We start from the raw sequence: 10,088 nt of genomic DNA, 5'->3' as shown, positions 1-10,088 counted from the left end.
CACCGCGAACGCCCCCTCCGCCGTACCGTCCCCGGCAAGTTCCTCGACCCGTGCCGGCGACGGCATCCCCTGCCGTACGGCACCCAGGGCACGCTGCAGAGCGACGCTCACCGGCTCATGACCCGGCCGGGCGGCCAGCAGTACCAGCGCCTGCTGAACGGCCGCGTCAAGACTCTCCCCCCGCGCCAGCGCATGCACGACCACGGCATACGCCCCCGCCGTGAGATACGCCGTCGGATGCCCGTGCGTCTGCGCCGCGCACTCCACCGCGAGCTGCGCCACCAGCTGCGCCTCCCACCCCACCAGCAGCCCGAACGGGGCCGAGCGCGCGGCCGCCTCCGGCCCCGCCTCCCCCGGGTTCTTGGGCGCGTCCAGCGTGCCCATGGTCCCGTCACCGAGGCCGAGCAGACAGGCTCGCGAGGGATCGCGGCGGGCGTACAGCCACTCCTCCCGCGCCAGCCATCCGTCGTCCTTGCGTCTCTCGTCCGGTCCCCAGTCCCGCTGGGTTGCCGCCCATCTGAGGTACGCCCGGTGCAGATCCGTCGGCGGATGCCAGGCACCCGTGTCACGGCGCACCTGGGCGCGTATCAGTCCGTCCACGGTGAAGAGGGTGAGTTGCGTGAGATCGGTGATCGCGCCACGCCTGCCGTACGCGGACGCCAGATCGGTGAGCCCCTCCGGACCGTACGCCGCCCGGATCTCCTCCAGGCTGAGCCCGTCGAGCGGGGCGCCCAGCGCGTCCCCGACGGCCGCCCCGAGCAGCGTCCCGCGCACCCGGCTGCGGAAGTCCTGCTGTTCGACGCGCCCCCACACGGCCCCGGCGTTCGCACCCACGAGGTCTCCTCCCCGCCGGTCCCACGTCCTCCGGCCACTCCGCACGCCGATCGGCACCACGGCGTCGGCTCACAAGTCCAGCAACAGTCCAGCACTGTAATCGAACAGGAACATCCAGTTCGGAGCGCGCTCTCATCCCGATGGCTCCGTACGCCACAACTTTTCGCGCACCAAACGGTCAAACATGAACGACAGACGTGTTCAGCCTCATCTTCCGGAGACATCAGTGCCCTCTCGCACCAGCCGCCGTACGAGCGGTCGTACGAGCCGCCGTACCGTCGCCCTGTGCGCGGCCGCCGTCGCCGCCCTGCTGGCCTCCCCCCTGGCCGCCGTCGCGCCGGCCGCGGCGGCCACGAAGGCGCCGATCGCCGACTTCAACGGCGACGGCTACGCCGACCTGGTGATCAACGCGCCCTACGCCACCGTCGCGGGCACGGCGAACGCCGGTTACGTGTCGGTGGTGTACGGCTCCTCGGCCGGCGCCGACACCGCGCACCCGCAGAACCTCTCCCTCGCCACCTCGTTGATACCCGGCGAGGCGAGCGCTTCGCACAACTTCGGCATGGCCACGGCCGCCCGCGACCTCGACGGGGACGGCTACAGCGACCTCGTGGTCGGCGGCTACAACAAGGAGAGCTCCGCGATCCTGTGGGGCTCCGCGGCCGGCCTGAGCAAGGCCACCACGCTCGCCGGCGCCGTCTACGACGTGGTCGGCGGTGACTTCAACGGTGACGGCAAGGGCGACCTCGCCGTCAAGAGCAGCGAAGGCCTCCAGATCCGCCTCGGCCCGTTCTCCCGCTCCGGGGTGCCCGCCGACACCTCCACCCTGCCGGTCGACGAGCGGCAGGAAACCTGGGACATCGCCGCGGGCGACATGAACGGCGACGGCAAGGACGACCTCGTCACCACCCACGGCTTCGAGGAGAGGTCGTACAAGTCCCGCTGGTGGCCGGGGACATCGACCGGGGTGAGCTCCACCTACAAGACCACCGGCTACTACACCGTCGGCGGCGTCATCGCCGACGTGGACCAGGACGGCTACGGCGACTACGTCTCCCGCGAGGTGGAGGCCGTCTCCGAGACGATGAGCTACGAGGCGGGCACCGTCCGCGTCGTCTACGGCAGCTCCTTGGGCCCCAGCACCCGTACCAAGAAGATCACCCAGGACACGGCGGGCGTCCCGGGCGCGGGCGAGTCGGCTCCGATCACCGACGAGCAGTACGACGGCGACCAGTTCGGCTACTCCCTCGCCGCGGGCGACGTCACCGGTGACGGTTATCCCGACATCGCGGTCGGCGTCCCCGGCGAGGACATCGGCTCCATCAAGGACGCCGGCTCGGTGGTCCTGCTGAAGGGCAGCGCGTCCGGCCTGACCGGTAGCGGCGCCCAGGCGTTCAACCAGTCCACCTCCGGCGTGCCCGGCGCCTCCGAGACCCTCGACCACTTCGGCGCGTCCGTGACCCTCGCGGACGTCAACACCAACAACCGCGCCGACCTGACCGTCTCCGCCCCCACGGAGGACGGCACGTACCAGAACTCCGGCGCCGCGTGGGTGTTCCGGGGCTCGAAGGCGGGCCTGACGACGACCAACATCACGTCCTTCGGACCGGCCGCGCTGGGCGCGCCCGAGAAGGAGGCGTTCTTCGGGGTGGGCTTCGCCAGGTGAGGCCCTGACGCATCCGCTTGGCAGCAAGGAGTGCCGAGGCCCCGCCGTGCATCCGACGGCGGGGCCTCGGCCTCGGACACCTCGGTCAGCGGACAGCCCGGCCAGCAGGGCAGGCAGGGCAGGCAGGCGGCGGGATCACGGGCAAGCCAGCCTATGAGGGTCTCCTTCGGGCGGACCACGCAGAACTCAACGGTAAGCAAATCGAGCGCATTTACGAATGACGGACGACTGACCCACTGCGCGGTACGCGCTGCCGGTGACTTGGCGAAGGGGTTTTCAGTCGACGTCACTCAGCGTGGCCGCACGTTCCTACGCTGCACAGTAACGACCCGGTGGCGGTCGTACGGCTCGTACGCAGACAGGGGCGTCGATGGATCTGAATTCTGGCAGAGGCCTGAGACCTCGGACAGCCGTCCGCCGATTGACTTCGGAATACGTTCCGAAGTAACGTCGGATCATGTCCACTCCCACGGTCGCCTTCTCCGAGCTCTCGAAGAACTCGAAGCGCGTCGCCGAGACACTCGACCGGGCTCAGCGTGTGCACATCACGCGTCGGGACGGCGAGGATCTCTACCTCACCACAGCGCGCCACGACCAGCAGCGCGAGGAGACGGCGGACATCACGGCCCGCCTTCTCGCCGCACTCGTCCGAAGCGATGCCGGTGAGCGGGCCATACTGCGTGCGCTCCCCTCGGTCTTTCCGTGGGTCCGTCACCTGTCGGCAGACGAGCTGAAGCAGTTCGTGGCCGAGCTCATCGACGCCACACACGACGCGGCCGAGCTGGATGTCCATGCCAACCTTCACCGTGTCGTCGTCGAATGGCGCGCGACCGCGCGTGTTCTGGCCGACCCCGAGCTCACCGCGCAGCTCACCCGTCGGCTGCCGGACGAGGACCACGGCGAGGTGACCGCGCCGTGAGCCCCAAGCGTGGCGACGACGTCGCCCCACCGCCGGTGGCCGAGGAACGGCGCCTGCGATTCGCAACGAACGAGGCAGCGAAGGGGTGGGGTGAGCTGGGTGCAGAAGCGCCGGGCAACACACGGCGCTGCTTCGAGGCGCTGCGACGGCGACCTTATGTCCCGAGCGGATCCCGACCGTCAGCACCGGCTGCGCGGGCGTCTGGCCACGGGTAGCCTCGGCGGCCAGGAGTATCCCCAGTGGGAATACGAGGTGACGGCAGGCGGCCGCGTGCGGTACCTCGTCGACGAAGCACGCCGCACCGTCCATCTCGTGTATGCGTCCACCCGCCACCCCAAGGACACGGAGTAGTTCCTTGAGGCGCTCCCACGCCGGGAAGCGTCGGCGGCGGTCGCAGTGCGGGGCGCCGGGCACGCTCATCACCGGCTCACTGGTGAACGCGGTGGCGGGGCGTATCCGCGGCCATGGGCTCCTCCGCCTGTTTCCCACCGGCCCCGAGCCCAGCCCGGCGCTTGCCTCACCCAACACCCCGAAAATTACCTGGGGTTGACGCGTCCCACCGGGACATAGTCAAGCCATGACCACAACTCAGAAGCCCAAGGCCGGCCGTCCGGACTCGCGTTCCTCGGCCGGGATACTTCCCCTCGCCTCCACCCTCCTCACCGCCACGGTCGCCCTCTACATCGCCCTCGTGGCCTTCAGCAACATCACCGACTTCGGTACGAACCAGCAGTTCGTGCGGCACGTGTTCGCGATGGACACCACGTTCAAGGACGAGGACCTGATGTGGCGCGCGATCGAGTCGCGGGCGATCCAGGACGCGGCGTACGTCGCCATCATCGTGTGGGAGACGGTCGCGGCTCTCGTCCTGATCTGGGCCACGTACCTGTGGGTCCGCCGTGACCATCACCGGGCGCGGCGTGTCTCCACGGTCGGGCTGCTGATGCTCATGCTGCTGTTCGGCGCCGGGTTCATAGGGATCGGCGGCGAGTGGTTCGTGATGTGGCAGTCGGCGGACTGGAACGGGCTGGACGCGGCGATGCGGGTCTTCACGCTGAGCGGGGTCGTCCTTCTGGTCATCCATCTCCCGGCGGACGGCGAGCGTCCCGCCTCCGGCGTGAGTACGGCCGGGCGGTAGCCGACCGGTACGCACGGCGGGCCTCGCTGCCGGGAGGCGTGGCGTCCGGCACACCACCGCATTACGTACCGGAGGAGTACGTAATTCCCCCGTTCCTCCGTCGTCCACAGCTGTGGATCATGTTGCCGGTACTGGGAGACGGGGGGGAGCCGTGAGGCGTGGCAACAACAGCTCGTGCCTGGGCGTCGCCATCGCCTGGTTCCTGTTGCTGGTGCTGTGGAGCATGGTCGGTTCCACGCTGGCCCTGCCGTTCATCGTGGCCGATCCGGAGTCCCTGCCCGCCTCGAAGCAGCCCGGCCCGGGCGAGTCCGCGGGCGTGTACGGCATACCCGTCGTGGCCGCCCTCGTCGTCGTCCTCCTGGCGAGCCGGACCCGCCCTCACCAGTGGTGGGTCTTCCTCGCCCGTACGGCGTCCCTGGTCGTCCTCGCCTGGGTGGCCGCGGCCTGGGCCGAGACGAAGGCCGACGCGCCGGACGGGAACTACAGCACCTTCGTGCCCCTCATGGCGGGCGGTGTCGCCTTCGCCCACCACCGGGCGCTGCTGTGGTGGGACAGGGGTGGCTTCAACGGGGGCCGTCGCCGTCCGGCGGCCGGGGAGGTCTGGCTCGCCATGGTGCCGTACCGGGATTCCGACACCGTGGACAAGCACTACTGCGTGATCATGCGGAACCGGCTGCGGTACGCGGAGGTCATGCAGATCACCAGCCAGGACAAGTCCCATCGGTCCGACCACATCCGCATGCCCAACCACGGCTGGAACGACGGGTCGGACAAGGAGCCCTACATCGAGGTCGGCCTCCCGGCGCGCAGGGTGCCGTACGACGACTTCATCAGCGACAAGCCCAAGGGCCGCTGCCCGAAGTCGACCTGGCGGGAACTCCGGGCGCGGCGCCCGGAGTCCGAACACTCCGACCTGCGGAAGGCGTGGTCGGAGATCACCCGCCAGGTGGACCGGCTGAAGCGCCGTGCCTGAACCGGCCATGTGACCGGCGCTTCACCCGTCGACGGCCTCTCGGTCGACGACCTCTCAGTCGGCGACCTCTCAGTCGGCGACCTCTCAGTCGACTGCCTCTCAGTCGAGGACCGGCAGCAGCTCCGGCAGATGGCCGTCCGACACCGCCGCCGCCCGCTGCCGCTCCTCCGGGACCTCCCCGTACAGCGTCGTCCGCGGCTTCGCCGGGCGGCCCGCCCGCTCCGCCACCGCGATCAGGTCCTTGACGGACTTGTACGAGCCGTACGACGAGCCCGCCATCCGGGAGATGGTCTCCTCCATCAGCGTGCCGCCCAGGTCGTTGGCACCGGAGCGGAGCATCTCGGCAGCGCCCTCCGTGCCGAGCTTCACCCAGCTGGTCTGGATGTTGCGGATGTGCGGATGGAGGAGGAGGCGGGCCATGGCCGTCACCGCGCGGTTGTCGCGGGTCGTCGGACCCGGGCGCGCGATGCCCGCCAGGTACACCGGCGCGTTGGTGTGGATGAACGGGAGCGTCACGAACTCCGTGAAACCGCCGGTCTGTTGCTGTATGCGGGCCAGGGTGCGGAGATGGCCGAGCCAGTGGCGGGGCTGGTCGACATGGCCGTACATCATCGTGCTGCTGGAGCGGATGCCCAGCTCGTGCGCGGTGGTGACGACCTCGATCCAGGTCGCCGTCGGCAGCTTGCCCTTCGTCAGGACCCAGCGGACCTCGTCGTCGAGGATCTCGGCGGCCGTGCCGGGGATCGTGTCCAGGCCCGCCTCCTTCGCGGCGGTCAGCCACTCACGGACGGACATGCCGGTCCGCGTGGCGCCGTTGACGACCTCCATGGGGGAGAAGGCGTGCACGTGCATCCCGGGGACGCGGGACTTGACCGCCTTCGCGATGTCGAAGTACGCGGTACCGGGCAGGTCCGGGTGGATACCGCCCTGCATGCACACCTCGACGGCGCCCACGTCCCACGCCTGTTGCGCCCGGTCCGCGACCTGGTCCAGGGAGAGTGTGTACGCGTCGGCGTCCGTCCGGCGTTGCGCGAAGGCGCAGAAACGGCAGCCGGTGTAGCAGACGTTGGTGAAGTTGATGTTGCGGGTGACGATGTACGTGACGTCGTCGCCGACCGCGGACTTCCGTACGTCGTCGGCGATCCGCGTGAGGGCGTCGAGCGCCGGGCCGTCCGCGTGCAGCAGGGCGAGCGCCTCGTCGTCCGTGAGCCGGGTCGGGTCGTCGGCCGCGGTGCGCAGGGCCTGGCGTACGTCGGTGTCGATGCGCTGCGGTGCCATACCGGGGGCGGCCGCCTCGCGCAGGGCGTCCCAGTCGCCGTACACCTCGTCGTAGTCGTCGCGCCGGTCGGACGTGCGGCCCTCGGTGTCGATGGTCGTGTGGAGGTCCGTACGGCCGGAGGGCTGGAAGGCCTCCTCGGGCTCCTGCCACGGGTGGCCCTCGACCGTCGCGTCCTCACGGGCGAGCCCCGTCTCCGGGTCCGCCAGCGCCCGTACGTGCGGCAGGAGCCGTGGGTCCAGCCAGGGTTCGCCGCGCGTGACGAACTCCGGGTAGACGCAGAGACGTTCCCTCAGCTCGAAACCGGCCGCGCGGGACTGCTCGGCGAGCAGTTCGATCCGGGGCCAGGGGCGCTCGGGGTTCACATGGTCGATGGTGAGCGGGGACACCCCGCCCCAGTCGTCGATACCGGCGCCGATGAGCCGGGCGTACTCGCTGTCGACGAGGTTCGGGGGCGCCTGGATGCAGCCGGCCGGGCCCATGATGTGCCGGGCGACCGCGACCGTGGCGACCAGTTCGTCGAGCTCCGCGTCCGGCATGCCGCGCATCGCGGTGTCCGGCTTGGCGCGGAAGTTCTGGATGATCAGCTCCTGGACGCCGTGGTAGGCGCGGGATATCCGCCGCAGCGCGAACAGCGACTCGGCCCGCTCCTCGTACGTCTCTCCGATCCCGATGAGGATGCCGCTGGTGAAGGGGACGGAGGAGCGTCCGGCGTCCTCCAGGACGCGCAGGCGTACGGCCGGCTCCTTGTCCGGGGATCCGTGGTGGGGGCCGCCGGGTTCGGACCACAGGCGGGTGGCGGTGGTCTCCAGCATCATGCCCATGGAGGGGGCCACGGGCTTGAGCCGCTGGAAGTCGGTCCAGGTCATGACGCCGGGGTTGAGGTGGGGCAGCAGTCCCGTCTCCTCCAGAATCCGGATGGAGACGGCCCGGACATACGCGATCGTGTCGTCGTAGCCGTGCGCGTCCAGCCACTCGCGCGCCTCCGGCCAGCGGTCCTCCGGCTTGTCGCCGAGGGTGATCAGGGCTTCCTTGCAGCCGAGTGCGGCACCCTTGCGGGCGATGTCGAGCACCTCGTCCGGGGACATGAACATCCCGTGCCCGGCGCGACGCAGTTTGCCGGGCACGGTGACGAAGGTGCAGTAGTGGCACTTGTCGCGGCACAGCCGCGTGAGGGGGACGAAGACGCTCTTCGAGTACGTGATGACGCCTGGCCGGCCCGCCGCCGCGAGCCCCGCGTCCCGTACCCGGGCCGCGGACGCGGCGAGGTCCTCGAGATCCTCGCCGCGGGCCTGCAGCAGGACGGCCGCCTCGGAGGTGTCGAGGGCTACGCCGTCCCGGGCGCGCCTGAGCGCCCGCCGCATCGCGTTGGCCGTGGGTCCTGCCGTTCCGTTCTGCTCGGTCGTCGCCATTCCCCGAGCATACGAGCGGCCGACACGGGGCCGTCCACTGGCGGCCGGGTCGTCTCGTTCCCGCTCAGCGGGGACGCGCCCGCACGTACAACTGCACCAGCCCGCTCTTCAACTGCGTGCTCCTGACCAGCTGGAATCCGCGCTGGAGCGCCCTCATCTTGGGGTCCTCCCGGAACCAGTCCTGATCCCAGGCGCCCGGCCACGCCACCACCCACACCCGCTTCTCGCCGCTCAGGCGCTTCGCGATCTCCTCGCCATCGAACTCCTCGCCGTACAGGGTGCCCGAGGCGGCCGCGCTGCTCTTGAGGGCCGTGTCCCGGAGCCCGGCGAACTCCCGGGTGTAGGTCAGCGAGATGTGCCGCTGGTACGCGGGGACGTAGACCACCGCGTCCTCCGGGCGCGCCTCGGCGGCCACGTGGGCGGCCACCGCCCGGAGGTCGTCGATGCGGCTGTCCTTCCGGCGTTCCTTCTCGTGGAAGGGGAGTTGGCACCAGAACATGGCGGCGATCGCCGCCACGCCCACGGTCGTCACGACGGGCCGCCACAGGGCGGCACGCAGGATGCCGAGGAGCCGTTCCAGGCCGGCGGCGACGAGCAGCGGCACTCCGGCGAACGCGAAGAACAGGTAGCGGTCGACGAACACAGGCTTGACCTGGGAGACCAGGAACAGCAGAACCACCGGCAGGAGGGCGAGCGGCAGGGCCACGGCGGTCAGCCCCACCGGGCCGGTGCGGGGCAGGCGGCGCAGCAGGCCGGTCAGGGCGAGGACCAGACTGGCCGTCAGTACCGGCACGCCGGGCCCCGCGAACTGCAGGGCGAGAAGTCCCAGGTCCTTGGGTCCGGGCTCCTGGATCCACGAGATCTGGGCACTCTGCAGGGACGAGAGCACGACGAGCGGCAGGAGCAGCGCCACCGCCGTGCCCGCCGCCTTCGCCCACGCCCGCCGGACCGGCTCCTGGGGCCGGGTGAAGAGCATCGTCGTCCCATGGGCCACCAGCATCAGCAGCGCGAACTCGTGCAGGGCGCCCGTGATGACGACCGCCGCCACGTACGCGGCCCACCACCGGACGGCACGGCGCTCGACGGCGACCAGGAGACACCAGGTGGCCAGCGCCGCCCCGGCCGCGACGAGGGCGTACGAGCGGCCTTCCTGTGCGTAGTGGGTGGCGAAGGGCGTGGCGGCGTACAGCAGCCCGGCCCACAGGCCGACCCGGGGCCGCGCCAGCCGGCAGCCGATCGCCGCGACCAGCCCGGCCGTGCAGGCTCCGGCGATCACCGACGGCATCCGGAGCGTCACCTCGTCGGCGCGGACGGCCAGTACGGCGTGCATGACGAGGTAGTAGAGGCCGTGTACGGCGTCGAGGCTGCCCAGCATGCGCAGGATCTCCGGCAGCGAGCGCCGCGCGATCTGGTACGTCGCGGACTCGTCGCGCCACATGGTGCCGCGATCGAGTCCCCACAGGCCGAGCCGGAGCATGACCGCGGCGGGGACGAGGACCGACCCGGCGGTCGCGAGGCGATGACCCCAGTCCTTGCCGTCCGGTGGGGTGCCGTCGGGAACCTCCGCGATTCGCTCGGCCGGAAGCGGAGGGCGGGGCTCGTCAACAGGGAGATTCGCCGTACGCATGCCCTATTTATAATATTTTACGATCTTAGGCCCGGCTTCGACTCCTTACCGAAAACCCCTGTCACCTCAACGGAGCTGCCTCGCCTCACACGTACTGCGCATAGTCGTCGAGAACCCGCAGCACCTCCGCCTCGTCGCCCGGCGGCAGCTGGAGCACGACCTCCGGGCAGCCGAGCTCCGCGTAGTGCGCGAGCTTGCCCGGCGTGGGCACCACGGCGTACGGCACAACGCACAGGTCCCCGG

General features: G+C 70.5%; 8 protein-coding genes and 1 pseudogene. 5 read left to right on the top strand and 4 right to left on the bottom strand.

The annotated features are described in order from the left end of the window. The coding region (locus FNH04_RS33410) for an ADP-ribosylglycohydrolase family protein (protein ID WP_322724589.1) at nucleotides 1-834 on the bottom strand (834 nt) is incomplete at its 3' end. Nucleotides 835-1,060: 226 nt separating this feature from the next. Here FNH04_RS33410 and FNH04_RS33405 point away from each other — a divergent pair. The 5 genes from FNH04_RS33405 to FNH04_RS33385 all read left to right on the top strand — a co-directional run bounded on the left by FNH04_RS33405 (nucleotide 1,061) and on the right by FNH04_RS33385 (nucleotide 5,530). Next, a complete protein-coding gene (locus tag FNH04_RS33405) occupies nucleotides 1,061-2,500 on the top strand; it encodes an FG-GAP and VCBS repeat-containing protein (protein ID WP_322724588.1) in 1,440 nt (479 codons plus the stop codon). A gap of 457 nt (nucleotides 2,501-2,957) precedes the next feature. Then, a complete protein-coding gene (locus FNH04_RS33400; protein WP_152789594.1) occupies nucleotides 2,958-3,419 on the top strand; it encodes a prevent-host-death family protein in 462 nt (153 codons plus the stop codon). 156 nt (nucleotides 3,420-3,575) lie between these two features. After that, nucleotides 3,576-3,770, top strand: coding sequence for a hypothetical protein (locus tag FNH04_RS33395; protein ID WP_228031760.1), 195 nt, complete (start codon nucleotides 3,576-3,578; stop codon nucleotides 3,768-3,770). A gap of 226 nt (nucleotides 3,771-3,996) precedes the next feature. Next, a complete protein-coding gene (locus FNH04_RS33390; protein WP_152789593.1) occupies nucleotides 3,997-4,557 on the top strand; it encodes a DUF2165 domain-containing protein in 561 nt (186 codons plus the stop codon). A 151-nt stretch (nucleotides 4,558-4,708) separates the two neighbouring features. Continuing rightward, complete coding sequence (locus FNH04_RS33385) at nucleotides 4,709-5,530, top strand: hypothetical protein (protein ID WP_152789592.1); 822 nt, start codon at nucleotides 4,709-4,711, stop codon at nucleotides 5,528-5,530. Nucleotides 5,531-5,629: 99 nt separating this feature from the next. On the opposite strand, the gene FNH04_RS33380 is transcribed toward FNH04_RS33385, so the two are convergent. The 3 genes and pseudogenes from FNH04_RS33380 to FNH04_RS33370 all read right to left on the bottom strand — a co-directional run. Then, nucleotides 5,630-8,218 carry a bifunctional FO biosynthesis protein CofGH gene (locus tag FNH04_RS33380; RefSeq protein WP_152789591.1) on the bottom strand — a complete coding sequence of 863 codons (2,589 nt, stop codon included), beginning with the start codon at nucleotides 8,216-8,218 and terminating at the stop codon, nucleotides 5,630-5,632. 64 nt (nucleotides 8,219-8,282) lie between these two features. Then, nucleotides 8,283-9,845, bottom strand: coding sequence for a glycosyltransferase family 39 protein (locus tag FNH04_RS33375; protein ID WP_152789590.1), 1,563 nt, complete (start codon nucleotides 9,843-9,845; stop codon nucleotides 8,283-8,285). Nucleotides 9,846-9,930: 85 nt separating this feature from the next. Beyond that, nucleotides 9,931-10,088: pseudogene (locus FNH04_RS33370) on the bottom strand (LLM class F420-dependent oxidoreductase); the annotation flags it as partial.

It is taken from the genome of Streptomyces phyllanthi (genome assembly GCF_009377205.1).
In the GTDB taxonomy this organism is placed as follows: domain Bacteria; phylum Actinomycetota; class Actinomycetes; order Streptomycetales; family Streptomycetaceae; genus Streptomyces; species Streptomyces phyllanthi.
This window is presented reverse-complemented; position numbering and strand designations above follow the sequence as displayed.

Coding starts and splice junctions, on each gene's coding strand:
- FNH04_RS33400 (WP_152789594.1), top strand. CDS start 2,958: ATGTCCACTCCCACGGTCGCCTTCTCCGAGCTCTCGAAGAACTCGAAG.
- FNH04_RS33395 (WP_228031760.1), top strand. CDS start 3,576: ATGTCCCGAGCGGATCCCGACCGTCAGCACCGGCTGCGCGGGCGTCTG.
- FNH04_RS33390 (WP_152789593.1), top strand. CDS start 3,997: ATGACCACAACTCAGAAGCCCAAGGCCGGCCGTCCGGACTCGCGTTCC.
- FNH04_RS33380 (WP_152789591.1), bottom strand. CDS start 8,218: ATGGCGACGACCGAGCAGAACGGAACGGCAGGACCCACGGCCAACGCG.
- FNH04_RS33375 (WP_152789590.1), bottom strand. CDS start 9,845: ATGCGTACGGCGAATCTCCCTGTTGACGAGCCCCGCCCTCCGCTTCCG.